Annotated in this window: 14 protein-coding genes; 13 read left to right on the top strand and 1 reads right to left on the bottom strand. The window is 39.8% G+C overall.

The annotated features are described in order from the left end of the window. The first annotated feature begins 299 nt into the window (after positions 1-299). Entirely contained in the window at positions 300-1,205 is a 906-nt protein-coding gene (locus CD03_RS33030; RefSeq protein ID WP_044289266.1) for an Rpn family recombination-promoting nuclease/putative transposase, read from the top strand. Here CD03_RS33030 and CD03_RS0109370 read toward each other — a convergent pair. Then, complete coding sequence (locus CD03_RS0109370; RefSeq protein ID WP_027293418.1) at positions 1,198-2,100, bottom strand: AraC family transcriptional regulator; 903 nt, start codon at positions 2,098-2,100, stop codon at positions 1,198-1,200. The genes CD03_RS33030 and CD03_RS0109370 overlap by 8 nt on opposite strands. A gap of 286 nt (positions 2,101-2,386) precedes the next feature. Between CD03_RS0109370 and CD03_RS0109375 the strand changes: the two genes are divergently transcribed. The 12 genes from CD03_RS0109375 to CD03_RS38850 all read left to right on the top strand — a co-directional run bounded on the left by CD03_RS0109375 (position 2,387) and on the right by CD03_RS38850 (position 15,559). Further along, entirely contained in the window at positions 2,387-3,679 is a 1,293-nt protein-coding gene (locus CD03_RS0109375) for a galactokinase (protein WP_027293419.1), read from the top strand. 221 nt (positions 3,680-3,900) lie between these two features. Then, positions 3,901-4,404, top strand: a complete 504-nt coding sequence (gene purE / locus CD03_RS0109380; RefSeq protein WP_027293420.1) for a 5-(carboxyamino)imidazole ribonucleotide mutase — start codon at positions 3,901-3,903, stop codon at positions 4,402-4,404. 93 nt (positions 4,405-4,497) lie between these two features. Beyond that, positions 4,498-5,523 carry a phosphoribosylformylglycinamidine cyclo-ligase gene (gene purM / locus CD03_RS0109385; protein ID WP_027293421.1) on the top strand — a complete coding sequence of 342 codons (1,026 nt, stop codon included), beginning with the start codon at positions 4,498-4,500 and terminating at the stop codon, positions 5,521-5,523. Then, the gene (purN, locus tag CD03_RS0109390) at positions 5,517-6,143 is read left to right on the top strand and encodes a phosphoribosylglycinamide formyltransferase (protein WP_027293422.1); all 627 of its coding nucleotides are present in this window, start codon (positions 5,517-5,519) and stop codon (positions 6,141-6,143) included. Before purM ends, purN begins: the two co-directional genes overlap by 7 nt. A 205-nt stretch (positions 6,144-6,348) precedes the next feature. Continuing rightward, positions 6,349-7,620 carry a phosphoribosylamine--glycine ligase gene (gene purD / locus CD03_RS0109395; protein WP_027293423.1) on the top strand — a complete coding sequence of 424 codons (1,272 nt, stop codon included), beginning with the start codon at positions 6,349-6,351 and terminating at the stop codon, positions 7,618-7,620. A 31-nt stretch (positions 7,621-7,651) separates the two neighbouring features. Continuing rightward, a complete protein-coding gene (locus CD03_RS0109400) occupies positions 7,652-9,046 on the top strand; it encodes a cadherin-like beta sandwich domain-containing protein (protein ID WP_027293424.1) in 1,395 nt (464 codons plus the stop codon). 184 nt (positions 9,047-9,230) lie between these two features. After that, positions 9,231-9,599 (top strand): GntR family transcriptional regulator, encoded by a 369-nt coding sequence (locus tag CD03_RS0109405; protein WP_027293425.1) that lies wholly within the window; start codon positions 9,231-9,233, stop codon positions 9,597-9,599. 17 nt (positions 9,600-9,616) lie between these two features. After that, on the top strand, positions 9,617-12,070 hold the full coding sequence (locus CD03_RS0109410; protein WP_027293426.1) for an ATP-dependent Clp protease ATP-binding subunit: 2,454 nt from the start codon (positions 9,617-9,619) through the stop codon (positions 12,068-12,070). 130 nt (positions 12,071-12,200) lie between these two features. Then, the gene (locus tag CD03_RS0109415) at positions 12,201-12,614 is read left to right on the top strand and encodes a hypothetical protein (RefSeq protein WP_027293427.1); all 414 of its coding nucleotides are present in this window, start codon (positions 12,201-12,203) and stop codon (positions 12,612-12,614) included. Positions 12,615-12,756: 142 nt separating this feature from the next. After that, positions 12,757-14,115, top strand: coding sequence for a DNA repair protein RadA (radA, locus tag CD03_RS0109420; protein ID WP_027293428.1), 1,359 nt, complete (start codon positions 12,757-12,759; stop codon positions 14,113-14,115). A 240-nt stretch (positions 14,116-14,355) separates the two neighbouring features. Next, positions 14,356-15,228: a MerR family transcriptional regulator gene (locus tag CD03_RS0109425; RefSeq protein WP_330377172.1), complete on the top strand. Its 873-nt coding sequence runs from the start codon at positions 14,356-14,358 to the stop codon at positions 15,226-15,228. A gap of 208 nt (positions 15,229-15,436) precedes the next feature. After that, on the top strand, positions 15,437-15,559 hold the full coding sequence (locus tag CD03_RS38850) for a hypothetical protein (protein WP_255348045.1): 123 nt from the start codon (positions 15,437-15,439) through the stop codon (positions 15,557-15,559). The last annotated feature ends 830 nt before the right edge of the window (positions 15,560-16,389 follow it).

Here is a 16,389-nt window from a genome sequence, read left to right on the forward strand (position 1 = left end):
AACGGTTGACTTTTTTTATATAATTTGATATTATATTTTTATCTTAAGTAATTCTGGCAATTCAGCCAATAATTCACACAGAAAAAATTGCATATGGTATGCAGCATAATTTGAAGTGCCGTCTTTTTATATGTATAATGCGGAAGAAATACCAGAGTCTGTTTTAAAATCTATGCCATCAATCTGCACAACTCTTCCTCAATATAGAGCACAATCTTATTGATCCAGATAATTTAAAAACGCTCCGGATTTACTTTTGCAATTCCATTATAAATGAAACACTTAGAATCGGAGGGCAGATGGGGTGTAGTAAAAAGGAATTGAATGGGAAGTCCCATAAATCGTTGATGCTTCCAACGGTAGATTTTTGCTTTAAGGAGTTAATGTTAAATGAAAAAGTCCGCAGAGGTTTTATTTCGGCATTATTAGATAAAAAACCGGAGGAAATCAAAGAAATCACACTACTTCCTACCATATTAAGGAAAGAGTATAAAGACGATAAGATAGGAATCTTAGATGTCCGGGTTATTTTCAACAATGAATCTCAGATAGATATAGAAATGCAGGTGGGCCCATTTGATTTTTGGGCAGAGAGAACTGTTTTTTACCTATGCAGAATGTATACGGAGCAAATTAAAGAAGGGGATTCTTACGGAACCCTCATGAAGTGTATCCATATTGGAATACTGGACTTTAAATTGTTTGATAACATGGAGAATTTCTATTCCTCTTTTCATTTACGGGAGGATACCTGCGGAATGTTATATACGGATCAACTGGAATTTCATGTATTGGAATTAACCAAATTGCGGGAGCGAGAATATCCGGATAGTGAAATATACCAATGGGCAAAGTTTTTAAGTGGAAAAAGTGAGGAGGAATTCAGGGAAATGGCTGAGAAAAATGAATATATTAATGAAGCTTATGAAATATTAAAACATTTAAGTGAAGATGAAAAGAAACGAATGGAATATGAGGCGCGGGAGAAAGCGCTTAGAGATTATAATCATCAGATGTACTGGGCTGAAAAAAGAGGATTGGAGAGAGGGATTCAGCGGGGAGTAAATGAAGGAAAAAAAGAAATGGCATTAAAATTGCTGAAAGAAAATATTTTAGTCGATCTGATAGCATTGGCAGCAGGAGTGTCAACAGAACAAGTGGAAGCCTGGAGAAATGAAAATGTGTTAACACACCATGCTATATAGCTGCATCTTTTGATTTTTCCTTTCGGAAATCCGTAGGGGAGATCCCCATCTGCTTTTTAAATATTTTTGTAAAATAACAGGGATTAGAAAAGCCAGTCATTCCGGAAACTTCGGTTACCGTATGATCTGATTCCAAAAGAATAGGCAGGCTTTGTTCAATCCGATAGGAGAGCAGGTAATCAAAAAGTGATTCATTCATATGCTTTTTAAAAAAACGGCAGCATTCACTTCGGCATAAACCCGCAGAAGAGGCGATATTTTCTAAAGTTATTTTTTCTGAATAGTGGCTGTGAATAAAGGAAAGTATAGATTTCAGGCGTTCTATATTTTTTACTTGCGAGGACGCACTGGTACTGGGGGCAGGACTGTGATTTTCGCATATAAGAATCCAGATGTGATACAAAAGCATCTGCATACGCATCTCCCATACGGGCGGCTTATCACAGCTAAGCTGATACAGCAAAGAAAGGTCATCCAGTATGTCAGCGTGCCATTTAATATTTCGGGTAAAATGGAGCGAAGATAAAAGGGAATCTTTCAATATCGTTTCTACATACTTTTCGTTAATCAGGCTGGAGTCATACCCATAAAGCGCCCGAGGATGAAAAGTCGTAGAGATATAAGTACAGTCCGAAGAATTATGCATATGTCCGGTGTGCAGCGTGTTCCCATTACCGAACAGACCTTCTCCCGCCTTGATATGATAGAGCGTTTCATTGATCTGGTAATCCATTTCCCCTTTCAGAACAAGGGTCATTTCAATTTCCGGATGCCAATGCCAGAGAAAAGAGCCGCTCTCATATTGTGAAAGAACTTCAAAACTAACATAGATAGGAAAATTATAGTTGCCGTGAAGTTTCAATTCTCTTTGATCAGTATTAATCTCAATCTGCATAATTTAAAATCCTTTCCCGGGGAGTGCGGTAAAAACTCAACCCAATGATGAACATACATTTCTCTTTTGATATGCATTTCTGTTTTCCAACGCACAGCTTAGCTTCAGAAGGTGCATCTTGGGTTTTGACTTAGAAGCAGCTTATTTGAAATCTCAATATAGTTATATAATTGGAAAATATAATTGTTGTATTTATCTTAAACTCTCATTATAATCATAGTATAAAAGAAGTTTAGACAAAGGTCAACAGAAAACATATGAAATGAATAGAAGGGATGAAACAGAGATGAAATTAGAAAATGTATCTTCATTATTAGAGAGCAATTCATCAAAAGTGCTATTAAGAGATTTATATGGAGAAGAAAAGATCGCAGAGAATGCAGCAAGGTATCAGCATGTTGCGGAAAAATTTGCAGAGGAATTTAAGAACGATGAGTTTGAATTCTTTTCCGCACCGGGAAGAACAGAAATCGGCGGAAATCATACAGACCATAATCATGGAAAAGTTCTGGCTGGAAGTATTCAGTTAGACTGTGTTGCAGCGGCAAGTAAAAATAGCAGCAATATCGTAAATATCATCAGTGAAACCTATGATCAGCATTTGCAGATCAGCTTAGATGACCTGGAGCCTTCGGAAGCACATGCGGGTACACCGGACTTATTGAAAGGAATTTTAAAAGGTTTCTTAGAAGAAGGATATGCAATCGGTGGCTTTGATGCTTATGTTACAACCAATGTAATTGGAGCAGCGGGAGTGAGTTCTTCTGCATCTTTTGAAATGTTAATCTGCAGTATGGTAGATTATTTCTTTAATGATTTAAAATTGAATACAGTTGCTTATGCAAAGATCGGTAAGTATTCCGAAAATAAATACTGGAATAAACAGTCCGGACTTTTAGACCAGATGGCATGTGCTTGTGGTGGTATTGTTGCAATGGATTTCAAGAATCCGGATCAGCCGGTAATTGAAAAAATAGATTTTAGTTTTGACAGTATTAACTACGACTTAATTATAGTAAACACAGGAAAAGGACATGCGGATTTAAGTGCAGAATATTCTTCTGTCCCAATAGAAATGAAAAAAGCGGCTGCATTCTTCGGAAAAGAAACATTATCAGAGGTGTCTCTGGAAGAATTCCTGAAGAATGTCACAGAAGTTCGTAAGAGTGCAGGAGATCGTGCTGTTATGCGTGCGCTGCATTTCTTTACAGAAAACCAGAGAGTGGATGCGCAGGTAGCAGCATTGAAAAGCCAGCAATATGAGGAATTCCTCAAATTAATTACAGCATCCGGTAATTCTTCCTGGAAATGGCTGCAGAACTGCTACTCCATTGAAAACTATGATGAGCAGTCTGTTACCGTTGCCCTGGCTTTGACAGAACTATTTCTGGATCGTATTCAAGGCGGCGCCTGCCGTGTACATGGGGGCGGCTTTGCAGGTGTTATTCTTACATTGCTTCCTAAGGAATATACAGCAGAGTACTCAAAGTATATGGAAGAGAAGCTGGGTGAAGGATGTGTATATGTAATGAATATCAGGAAATATGGTGCAATCCATATGGATTTAAATAAAGACTGATTGACCGGGATCATGGAAGTGATATAAATTTACTTAAAAAGGACAGAGCGGCGGGAATTATTCTCTATGAATATACCCGTCTGTATGTTCTTTTTCTATTTGATGGGGCAATTCCAAAAATGATTTTGCGATTTTGTTGACAATGTTCCAATCTCTTAGTAGAATAAAAGCGAAGCATTCGATAAAAAATTAAAATCAATCGATAAAAGGAGATATGTACAATGGCAAAAGTAGGAATTGTAATGGGAAGCGACTCAGATATGCCGGTAATGGCTAAGGCAGCTGATATTTTAGACAAATTAGGTGTAGAATATGAAATAAATATCCTTTCAGCTCACAGAGAGCCAGATGTATTTTTCGAATATGCAAAATCTGCAGAAGAAAAAGGTTGGAAAGTTATTATTGCAGGAGCAGGTATGGCAGCTCATCTGCCTGGTATGTGCGCAGCTATTTTCCCAATGCCTGTTATTGGTATCCCAATGCATACATCATCCCTTGGAGGAAGAGATTCACTTTACTCTATCGTACAGATGCCATCCGGAATTCCCGTTGCGACAGTGGCAATTAACGGAGGCGCGAATGCGGGAATTTTAGCAGCTAAGATCCTTGCTACATCAGATGAAGAATTATTAGGAAGATTAAAAGCATATTCAGCTGAATTAAAAGAGCAGGTTATGGCAAAAGATGCAAAATTGCAGGAAGTCGGTTACAAAGAATACAAATAGTCATACCTATAACAAAAGCTGTAATCAGTCAAACACAACTAATTCACAATTTGAGAGTATAATAGAAAAACCACATTAGGAGGAAGAACAATAATGGATTACAAGAAAGCAGGCGTTGATATAGAAGCGGGATACAAGTCCGTAGAACTTATGAAGGAACATATTAAGAAAACTATGAGACCGGAGGTTCTTACCAATATCGGCGGATTTTCAGGTGCGTTTTCCATGAGTGCATTTAAAAATATGGAGAAGCCTACATTGGTGTCAGGAACGGATGGCGTAGGTACAAAGCTGAAGCTGGCGTTTATTCTGGACAAACATGATACGGTAGGTATCGACTGCGTTGCTATGTGTGTAAATGATATTGCGTGTGCAGGCGGAGAACCATTATTTTTCCTGGACTATATCGCATGTGGTAAAAATGTACCGGAAAAGATTGCGACAATTGTAAGCGGTGTGGCAAATGGATGTGAGCAGTCTAATGCGGCATTAATTGGCGGTGAAACTGCAGAAATGCCAGGCTTTTATCCGGAAGATGAATATGATCTTGCAGGTTTTGCAGTAGGAGTAGTAGATGAGAAGAATCTGATTACCGGTAAAGAATTAAAAGCAGGTGATGTATTAATTGGTATCGCATCATCCGGTGTACATAGTAATGGTTTTTCACTGGTACGAAAAGTATTTAAAATGGAAAAAGATGTTTTAGAAACTTATCATGAGGAACTCGGAAAGACTCTGGGCGAAGCGCTTCTGGCACCTACGAAGATTTATGTTAAGGCACTTAGAAATGTAAAAGAGGCAGGGGTTACAATTAAGGGATGCAGCCATATTACAGGTGGCGGATTCTATGAAAATGTACCGAGAATGCTTCCGGATGGAGTTCGTGCTGTAATAAAGAAAGACAGTTACGACGTACCGGCTATCTTTAAGATGCTGGCCAGAGAAGGACAAATCGAAGAAGAAATGATGTACAATACTTATAATATGGGTCTTGGCATGATCGTTGCAGTTGATCCGGCAGATGCAGAAGCAGTTGTAAAGGCAATTGAGGCATCCGGAGAGAGTGCTTATGTTGTAGGTCAGATTGAAGCAGGTGAAAAAGGAGTAACATTATGTTAAAAATTGCAGTATTGGTATCTGGAGGCGGAACCAATCTTCAGGCAATTATTGACGGAATAGCAAATGGAAGCATAACTAACACGGAGATTGCCGTTGTAATAAGTAACAATAAAAATGCCTATGCTCTTGAGCGTGCCAAACAGAATCATATAGCCAATGTATCTGTTTCCCCAAAAGATTATGATAACCGCGCCGCATTCAATGAGGCTCTTTTGCACACGATACAATCCCATGGAGCAGATCTGGTTGTTCTAGCCGGCTGTCTGGTGGTAATACCGGAAATTATGGTTCAGGCATTTCCAAATAAGATTATCAATGTACATCCGGCATTAATACCGGCGTTTTGTGGAACTGGTTATTATGGTTTAAAGGTGCATGAAGCAGTATTGGAGCGTGGTGCAAAGGTGACCGGCGCTACCGTACATTTTGTGGATGAAGGTACCGATACAGGTCCGATCATCTTACAAAAAGCAGTGGATGTGCATCAGGATGATACACCTGAGAAATTGCAGCAGCGTGTAATGATGGAAGCTGAATGGAAGATTATGCCGGAAGCAATTAATTTAATAGCCAATGGAAGAATTACAGTAAAAGACCACAAGGTTTGGATAGCAGATTAGAGCAATATGCTTCATAGCCTGTGTAAAATGAACTTGCACAGTGTCAACTTCATGCACAGTGCGAATGATATTCACAGTGCGAATGTTATTCACAGTGCGAACGTTATTCACAGTATGAACGTTGCTCACACTACTTATTTATGCAGTATCGCAGGCAGGTTTGCGATATGCAGCGGGATTAAAAATGAAAGAAGGAAACAAATTCATGAAAATACTAATCGTAGGCAGCGGCGGCAGAGAACATGCCATCGCCTGGAAAGTAGCCCAGAGCCCGAAGGCAGATAAGATTTATTGTGCACCAGGAAATGCAGGAATTGCAGAATATGCAGAATGCGTAGATATTGGTGCGATGGAATTTGAAAAACTGGTGGCATTTGCCAAAGAGAAAGAAATTGACCTTACAATTATCGGCATGGATGATCCCCTTGTTGGTGGAGTAGTAGATGCATTTGAAGCAGAAGGATTAAGAGTATTTGGTCCGCGTAAAAATGCTGCTATACTGGAAGGCTCCAAAGCATTTTCGAAGGATCTGATGAAAAAGTATCATATTCCAACGGCCGGTTATGAAAATTTTGATGACCCTCAGGAAGCGATAGCTTACCTGAAGACTGCAGCGTTTCCTATCGTTTTAAAGGCAGATGGATTAGCTCTTGGCAAGGGAGTTTTAATTTGCAATACACTGGAAGAAGCAGAAGAGGGCGTTAAGGCAATTATGCTGGATAAACAGTTTGGAAGTGCCGGAAACCGCCTGGTAGTAGAAGAGTTTATGACAGGGCGGGAAGTATCTGTCCTCTCCTTTGTGGATGGCAAAACGATCAAAACAATGACCAGTGCCCAGGACCATAAGCGTGCAGGTGACGGGGATACGGGGCTTAACACAGGCGGTATGGGAACATTTTCACCCAGTCCTTTTTATACGAAAGAGGTTGATGATTTCTGTAACCAGTATGTTTACCAGGCAAGTGTAGACGCTATGGCATCAGAAGAAAGAGAATTCAAAGGCATTATATTCTTTGGATTGATGCTTACGGATAACGGTCCAAAGGTACTGGAATATAATGCAAGATTTGGAGATCCGGAAGCGCAGGTTGTATTGCCAAGAATGAAAAATGACATCGTAGATGTATTTGAGGCTTGTATAGACGGTACTTTAGACCAGATTGATCTTCAGTTTGAAGATAATGCAGCAGTTTGTGTTGTTCTGGCTTCTGACGGATATCCGGTAAAATACGATAAAGGACTTCCAATTAGCGGTTTTGATAAATTTAAAGATAAAGAAGGATACTATGTTTTCCATGCGGGCACGAAAACTTCCGAAAAGGGAATCGTGACGAATGGAGGACGAGTTCTGGGTGTAACTGCAAAAGGTACTGATTTAAAAGAAGCCAGGGCAAATGCCTATAAAGCAGTTGACTGGATAACATTTGACAACAAATATTACCGAAATGATATTGGTAAGGCGATTGATGAGGCATAATGCCTGCCAAAATAATGAAAAGGGGTAAAGTATGAAGATTTTAAAAGGAACATGGAAGTACCAGATTGTTTTGGCAATGCTGATGTTATGGCTTTCTTCCATGACTGTTTTTGCTACCAGCTCATCCGGTGATAATTCGCTGGCGACGCTTGGCATTGAAAACGCAGAAGTTTCACCGGAATTTTATTATTCAACAACAGAATATGAAGTGAAAGTCCCGGCCGGAACAAAATCATTGACGTTAGATCCCCAGCCATCTGATGTGAATGCAGAGATTGCATCAATTGATGGAAATCAGCTGGATAATGGAAATGGTACCGTAACAATTACTGTTGCAGCTGAAGATGGGAGTAAGGCAGTTTATACGCTTCATGTAACAGCCGACGCAGCTGCACCTGCAGCTACAGAAGCAGAATCAGAAGCAGCAGCCAATCAGGCCGCAGCATCGGAATCACAGCCGGCAACTGAGAAAAAGACAGCACAGACAGAGGCAGTACAGAATGATACTGTGAAAATGTTAAATACACAGATGGATCAGGTGAATCAGAAGCTGGAACTGGCTATGAAAATATTATATGGTATGATTGCATTTGCTGTGATTTTACTCTTTATAATTATTAATCTGGCGCTCAAGAATAAAGATCTGAAGGATGATTTAAGGGAAGCGGAAAATACTTTGGATTTTAATACAAATGAATTTGCAAGAAAAGAGAAGACGCTGAGTTCTGATTATTATTATGCCCCGGTTCAGGAGATGCAGCCTGAAAGTACAGATGCTCCGGGAGTGCCATTAGAAAAAGTGCAGGAAACCACGGAAGAAGTTTTTGGAAATGGACAGGCTCAGGTGAAAGCTGATGTACTTACCAGAAAAGCGGAAGAGAAGCCAACAAATAATCAGGCTCCAAAAGCAGTAAAAAAAGTAAAGAAAGTTACGGAACAGCAGGATAGAAATGCGGCAGCCGGTACCGTACAGAAACCTGTAAATAACCAGCGTAATGCACAAAATCAACAGAAACAGCCGGCAGGCGAGAGAAGCCAGGGACAAAAAAGGGTGCAGGGTAAAAAGACTGCTCAGGGAAGACCGCAGCAGGGTCAGCCTAAACAGCAGAATCAGACCAGACAGCCAGAACAGTCAAGACCTCAAAATCAGGCAAGAACTCAAGGCCAGGTGAAACCACAGAATCAGGTTAATGCGCCGGATCAGGCAACACAGGCACAGCCAAAGGTACAGAAGCAGTCTAAGCCATCTGTTCAGCCAAAACAGCAGGGGAATGGCCAGCAGAATGCAGGAAATGTACAGCAGCCTGTAAAAAAGCAAAGACCGCCAAAGAAGGCACCGGTAGAAAATTCCAATCCTCAGGCAAATTTTCAGCAGACAGCAGATGAGAATCCGCCGGAAGTAGATGTAACCATGATCGACTTATAAAATATGTTTAAATATATTAGTTTTTAAAATGGGAATAGAGAGATGTCACTTAAGAATACTAAAGTGGATCTCTCTATTTTTAGATAGAAAATGCTGCACCATACCGGAATGCTAATTTGGGTTGACATATAATGACAGGTGTTATATTATAAATATAACAAACATAGGATAGAAGGGTGATACTATGATGATAAAAATAGATTTTCAAAGTGAAGAGGCACTATATATTCAACTTAGAAATCAGATCATATTGGGAATTGCTACTTCCAGCATCCAGGAAGGTGATGTTTTACCTTCTGTAAGACAGCTGGCGGAGGATATCGGGATCAATATGCATACAGTGAATAAAGCATATGCGGTATTAAAACAAGAAGGATTTGTGACGATTGACAGAAGAAGAGGAGCAATTATATCTCTGGATATCGATAAATTGCAGGCTTTAGAAGAAATGAAACAAAATTTACGTGTTTTGCTTGCAAAAGGCAGATGTAAACGCATTACAGGCCAGGAAGTTCACGCATTAGTGGACGAGATATTGGCAGAATATGAATAATAGCAGGAGGAGTATCTATGCATAAGGAATTTACAGATAGTGCGCAGACAGCATTAGTGCTTGCTAAGCAGGCGGCGAAGGAATGTGCACAGAGTTATATTGGTTCAGAACATTTACTGTTGGGACTGTTAAGAGAAAAAACAGGTACAGCACATATTGTGCTGGAAGAAGGCGGTGTAGAAGAAGAACAGCTGTTGGCTTTGATTGAACAGCTGATTGCTCCGGAGGGCGGTATTGCATTAGCTAATCCGGATGGATATACACCCCGTGCATCGGCAGTTTTAGAAAGCAGTGAAAAAGAAGCGTCTTTCTTTCAGATGGATGAAATTGGAACAGAACATATCCTGCTTTCTTTATTAAGGGATGTGGAATGTGTGGCAACACGATTGCTTCATACCATGGGAATACAGCTCCAGAAACTGTATATGGAAATCATGGGAATTATGGGTGCGGATGAGGAAACCTATAAGGCTTATCTGCAGGAAGTTAAGGCGTCCAAGGGTCGTCAGAAAAGTTCTGCTACACCAATGCTGGATCAGTACAGCCGTGATCTGACAGAACAGGCAAGTCAGGGAGAACTGGATCCGGTCATCGGAAGAGAAGAGGAAATAAAACGTATTATTCAGATTCTGAGCAGACGTACAAAGAATAATCCCTGCTTAATTGGAGAACCCGGAGTAGGTAAAACTGCCATTGCAGAGGGATTAGCGCAGAAAATTGTCGCCGGAGCAGTCCCCAGGACTATTCAGGATAAGCGTGTTGTAACATTGGATCTGGCAAGTATGGTAGCAGGATCTAAGTATCGTGGTGAATTTGAGGAACGAATTAAAAAAGTTATAAAAGAGGTAATGGATTGCAAAGATGTTCTTCTTTTCATAGATGAACTCCATACAATTATTGGAGCCGGGGGAGCAGAAGGCGCTATGGATGCTTCTAATATTTTAAAACCATCCCTTTCCAGAGGAGAGATACAGCTAATCGGTGCTACAACAATCGAGGAGTATCGCAAGTATATAGAGAAAGATCCTGCGCTTGAACGTAGATTTCAGCCGGTTACGGTAGAGGAACCAACAGAGGAAGAAGCAATAGAGATTTTAAAAGGACTGCGTCCGAGTTATGAGAAACATCATCGCGTCATCATCACAGATGATGCTATAGAATCAGCTGTAAAGTATTCTATGAGATTTATAAGCGACAGATTTCTGCCGGATAAGGCCATAGACCTGATCGATGAAGCTGCATCCAAAGTTCAGCTGAAGGGATATCAGGTTCCTGCGAATCTGGAAGAACTTCAAAATGAAGTATTTGATCTTGCCCAGGAAAAGGAAGAGGCAATCAAAGAAGGTGATTTTGATGAGGCAGCCAGACTGAAGAAGGAACAGGAGACCAAAGAAAAGAAGTTATCCAATCTGCGTAATCGAATTGAAAAGAAAAATGCTGCTAAGCAGCTGATGGTAGAAGAGCCTGATGTTGCGGAAGTAGTATCTATGTGGACGAAGATTCCGGTACAAAAACTGGCTGAAAAAGAAACCCATCGTCTGCTCCGCTTGGAACAGACACTGCATCAAAGAGTCATTGGACAGGATGAAGCAGTGACAGCGGTTGCCAAGGCCATCAAGAGAGGCAGAGTCGGATTAAAAGATCCCAAGCGTCCAATCGGTTCATTTTTATTTCTGGGACCAACCGGTGTAGGTAAGACTGAGTTGTCCAAAGCGGTTGCAGAGACTGTTTTTGGCAGTGAACAGGCTATGATTCGAGTTGATATGTCTGAATACATGGAGAAACACAGCGTTTCTAAACTTGTAGGTTCCCCTCCGGGATATGTAGGTTATGAAGAGGGTGGGCAATTAAGTGAAAAAGTACGTCGTAACCCTTATTCGGTCATCTTATTTGATGAAATTGAAAAGGCTCATCCGGATGTGTTTAATATCCTGCTTCAGGTATTAGACGACGGGCATATAACAGATGCGCAGGGGCGGAAGATAGATTTTAAAAATACAATTCTGATTATGACTTCCAATGCAGGTGCACAATCAATTATCTCTCCCAAAAAACTGGGTTTTGCCGCAGTTGATGATGAGAAGCATAATTATAATGTCATGAAGGGCAATGTTATGGAAGAAGTTCGCCGGATGTTTAAGCCGGAATTCTTAAACCGTATTGACGAAATTATAGTTTTCCATTCTTTAAACAAAGAAAATATAAAGAGCATTGTTGGACTTTTACTGAAAGAATTTACGATACGATGCAAGGAGCAGATGAATATTACTTTAAATGTACGGGATTCTGTAAAGAGCTTTATTTCGGAAGAGGGATTTGATGATAAGTATGGAGCAAGACCATTAAAGCGGGCAATTCAAAATAAGATAGAAGATGCATTAGCAGAAGAAATCCTGGAAGGAAAAGTGAAATCAGGGAATACGGTAAGCGTTGGGTTGTCAAATAAAGAAATTAAATTTTATATAAAATAGAGTGGAAGCCACCCATTAAATTTTCATGAAGAATGAATAAATCACTAGCATATTTCTCCGTTTTATGATAAAATTTTAAGAACAATAGAATAGAGGATAACTATCAACGAAATACTAGGAGGGCATACTAATGTCAGTTGTAAAAGAATTAATACGTACAGAAGATGACGGAACAATTAGTTTCGGGAATTATGAATTGGACCAGAAATCAAAGCTTTCTGATTTTGAATATAATGGAGACTTGTACAAGGTAAAAACATTTAAAGAAATCACCAAGTTAGAAAGAAATGGAATGTTCGTATATGAATCAGTTCCCGGAACTACCGTAAATCATCTTTCAGCAGATGCAAATGGGGTCAGTTTTGAAGTAGAGGGACCAACAGATGCACAGATCACAGTTGAACTGGAGGAAGATACTGCTTACGAAATCTTTATTGATGACGAGAATGCCGGAAAGATGCAGACAAATCTGGGCGGTAAGCTTTCTTTAAGCGTAGAATTGGATAATACTGATAAAGCTTTTGTTAAAATCTTGAGAGCTTAGAGCCTGTTTTTCAAACACGTTCTGGTACGTTGACGTATTAAGGCTTTGTAAATAAAGTAAAATGGAAGTCCGGACTTTTCACAAATACTGTGAAGATGCCGGACTTCTTACGAATAGAAAAGAATTATGAAAGGAGGAATTTATGGCTAAAGGGAAAACGACCGTATTTTTTTGTCAGAACTGTGGGCATGAATCCAGTAAATGGTCAGGCCAATGTCCCGCCTGTAAAGAATGGAATACATTTACAGAAGAGGTGATTCAAAAGACTTCTTCCGTGAAGGCGGTAAAAAAGGCAAATGAGATAGAACCAATGAAACTTACCAGTATACAGATGAAAGAAACTGACCGGATGCAGACTGGAATCATGGAGCTTGACAGAGTGCTGGGGGGAGGGCTGGTACAAGGGTCTTTGATTTTGGTCGGAGGAGATCCGGGAATTGGAAAGTCAACATTACTGCTTCAGGTGTGCAAGAACCTGACGGATAAGGCGGTCAAAGTATTATATATATCCGGGGAAGAATCTTTACAGCAGATTAAACTAAGAGCCAGCCGGATTGGAGAATTTAAAGATTCTCTTCTCATTTTGTGTGAAACAAACCTGGAAATTATTCAGGAAGTAATCAAAAAAGTAAATCCGGAGGTTGTTGTAATAGACTCGATCCAGACTATGTATCGTGATGAGGTGAGTTCCGCACCGGGAAGTGTTTCTCAGGTAAGAGAGTCTACGAATGTTTTTATGCAAATAGCAAAAGGGCTTGGGATTTCTATATTCTTGGTTGGACACGTTACCAAAGAAGGTGTAGTGGCCGGACCCAGAGTACTGGAGCATATGGTGGATACCGTATTATATTTTGAAGGTGACCGCCATGCCGCGTATCGAATCCTTAGAGGGGTAAAGAACCGGTTCGGATCCACAAATGAAATCGGGGTATTCGAGATGAGGGATATTGGATTGGTGGAAGTAGCAAATCCATCGGAGTTTATGCTAAATGGTAAACCGGAAGGCGCATCCGGTTCGATTGTGGCATGTTCTATGGAAGGAACACGACCGATATTAATAGAGATACAGGCACTGGTATGTCAGAGCAATTTGGCTATTCCCAGGAGAACTGCAGCAGGAACTGATTATAACAGGGTGAATTTATTAATGGCTGTATTAGAGAAAAGGCTTGGCTTGCACCTCTCGGCATGCGATGCCTATGTTAATATTGCGGGTGGAATCAAAATGAATGAACCAGCAATTGACCTTGGAATTATCATGGCAGTTGTATCCAGTTATAAAGATCGGGCAATTGATGAGAAGACAATTGTTTTCGGGGAAGTAGGATTGAGTGGCGAGGTGAGGGCTGTCAATATGCCTGAACAAAGAGTGCAGGAAGCCAAGAAACTTGGATTTGAGACAGTAATTATGCCTAAGGTTTCACTAAAATCTGTTGAAAAAATTAAAGGAATACGCATTGTTGGAGTACAGACGGTAAAAGATGCGGTTAATTGTATTTAGTAAATAGTCATCCAGTGATTGGTCTTCATAACAAAATAGATAATAGCATCATTACTTAAGGATGTAGCAGTCAAAGGAAATAAACTGCTATGTCCTTATTTTTTATCGTTCGGCGCGGAAGAAGAGTGTTTTTTAATATTTTAAGACTAATTTTAACAAATACTCAGATATACGTTAAAAAATAAGGTGTTGACACTCTCGTGGCGTAATGGTTTACGATTAGTTTGAAAGGAGGTAAGGGTGAAAGAAAATTATAATGATAAAGAAATAAAAATGAAAACAGTAAAAGATGTGTCAGAAATAACAGGGATTAGTATCAGAACGCTCAGGTATTATGATGAAATAGGGTTGTTAAAGCCTACACAATTAACGGAAGCAGGTTATCGTCTTTATGATAACAAAGCATTAGAAAAATTGCAGCAGATTATGTTCTTCAGGGAAATAGAAGTACCATTGGCTGATATAAAGGAAATCATGGAGAATCCCGGATTTAATAAAGAACAGGTACTATTAACGCAAAAAAATTTGCTGGAAAAGAAGCGAAATAGTCTAAACGGGATTATTGAATTGATAACGGATGTGATGAAAGGGGTTAATACAATGAGTTTTGAAGCATTCAATGATAGTGATATAGAAAAAATTTTAGACCACATGCTGGAATGCATGTCTAGGGAAGATTTTTTACAACAAATTAAAAAATTTGGCAGTGTAGAAAAAATGCGTGAACAACTGCAAGATAGCCTTGAAAATGAATATACTATGGCAGATTTGATCAAATGGTATGGAAGTAAAGAAAAAGCAGTAGAGGCTGCATTACAGTCTACAGGAAAGAAAGAAGATTTTGTACCTCAGCAAAATAATAATGATGAGATCTATAGACAATTTTCGATGGCAAGAGAAACAGGGAATATAGACCAGGAACAAGAAGCGGTAGCAAAACTTGCAGAAGTATACAAGATTTTGTTTAAGTTAGATAATGCCAGATCAATTCTTCTCGATTTAGCGAAAGAGTATTCCAAGGGAGAAAATCTGGCGGAAGCGACCGATGCTCAGTACGGGAAAGGAATTGCCAAATACATCGCGCAGGCAATCCAGTATTATTACGGAGTATAAAGATATGTAAGTATAAAGTTTAGCTTTTACATGGGTTTTTAATTTCTATCACCTGTCTGAATATTGATTACTGATATTGTGCATTACATTTTGCAGGGAATTTGTTCTGTAAAAGCAACAATTAACTATGTCAAGGTTCTAGTACTACAGCGAACAATTTCATCTTAAATTGGTTTAGCTGATTAATGACGCTTTGTGGATGTAGGTAGTGTACGGAAAGATGGGTGTGGGAAACTGGCATGGGCTCCGTCAGCTGGCCGCAGAACTGGTATTTTCTAACCTTTCCGAAGCGCTTTTTGGCGGCACGCGGGTATTCACCGAGAAATCCTGATGCATTTCTCGGTTCAGTACCCGCTTAGTATCCGATGGGAGCCAGTCGAATACTATCCGCCAAAAAACACTTCGGAAAGGTAAGTAAATACTCAGCTCAGCTCTACGCTTCCTATGCCCATACCAGTTTCCCACACCCGTCTTTCCGAGATAGCATTCGTTGATACAAAGCTGGTTTTCTCAGCAGGTTGGAACCCCTGGGCTGTGGCAGGCTGTTCTTTATTGGATGCAACAGAGTGTGTTACGGCTGTTTGCGTAAAAGAAGATGGAAGTTTGCTCCTTTTTCTGATTACAGACAGAATGAAAAACAAATTCCGTCCTCAAGATCAGTTGCTTTACTCCAATTGCGTCCGGCATGCCACAACCCCAGGATCCCATCATGCTGAGAAAACTAGCTTTCCGTACACTACCTACATCTACAAAGCGCCATGCCTCAGCTAAACCCAAATTCAAGAAACTGTTCGCTCTAGTAATTTTAGAACCAATTCTCCATAATGTGTGACGCACAGTTGTCAGAAAGCGATTTTAAACGCTCTAGGATTTCTTGGTTTTTAGAAAAGTGGGATATAAGGTAATAAAGGGAAGCTAATAAATAGAAATTGAATCAATTGTGCATAAAATATGAAAAAAATACAAAATAAGTGTTGACAGATCGGTTTCCAGGTGGTATCATAACAAAGTTGTCTCAAACAGACAGCAAAGAACAAAATCCGACACGAATGTAACACGAGAAATCGACTCGAATAAAGTTGAAAAAACTCAAAAAAAGTGTTGACAAATGATTTACAAAATGCTATCATATAAAAGTTGCTGTGAGAACGGCGGCGAGAT

It is taken from the genome of Robinsoniella sp. KNHs210, from assembly GCF_000686105.1.
In the GTDB taxonomy this organism is placed as follows: Bacteria; Bacillota; Clostridia; order Lachnospirales; family Lachnospiraceae; genus Robinsoniella; species Robinsoniella peoriensis.

Bases quoted from the DNA above. Each gene is read 5' to 3' on its own strand.
- purD (WP_027293423.1), top strand. From the start codon at position 6,349: ATGAAAATACTAATCGTAGGCAGCGGCGGCAGAGAACATGCCATCGCC.
- CD03_RS0109400 (WP_027293424.1), top strand. From the start codon at position 7,652: ATGAAGATTTTAAAAGGAACATGGAAGTACCAGATTGTTTTGGCAATG.
- CD03_RS0109405 (WP_027293425.1), top strand. From the start codon at position 9,231: ATGATGATAAAAATAGATTTTCAAAGTGAAGAGGCACTATATATTCAA.
- radA (WP_027293428.1), top strand. From the start codon at position 12,757: ATGGCTAAAGGGAAAACGACCGTATTTTTTTGTCAGAACTGTGGGCAT.
- CD03_RS0109410 (WP_027293426.1), top strand. From the start codon at position 9,617: ATGCATAAGGAATTTACAGATAGTGCGCAGACAGCATTAGTGCTTGCT.
- CD03_RS0109415 (WP_027293427.1), top strand. From the start codon at position 12,201: ATGTCAGTTGTAAAAGAATTAATACGTACAGAAGATGACGGAACAATT.
- CD03_RS33030 (WP_044289266.1), top strand. From the start codon at position 300: ATGGGGTGTAGTAAAAAGGAATTGAATGGGAAGTCCCATAAATCGTTG.
- purM (WP_027293421.1), top strand. From the start codon at position 4,498: ATGGATTACAAGAAAGCAGGCGTTGATATAGAAGCGGGATACAAGTCC.
- purN (WP_027293422.1), top strand. From the start codon at position 5,517: ATGTTAAAAATTGCAGTATTGGTATCTGGAGGCGGAACCAATCTTCAG.
- CD03_RS0109375 (WP_027293419.1), top strand. From the start codon at position 2,387: ATGAAATTAGAAAATGTATCTTCATTATTAGAGAGCAATTCATCAAAA.
- purE (WP_027293420.1), top strand. From the start codon at position 3,901: ATGGCAAAAGTAGGAATTGTAATGGGAAGCGACTCAGATATGCCGGTA.
- CD03_RS0109370 (WP_027293418.1), bottom strand. From the start codon at position 2,100: ATGCAGATTGAGATTAATACTGATCAAAGAGAATTGAAACTTCACGGC.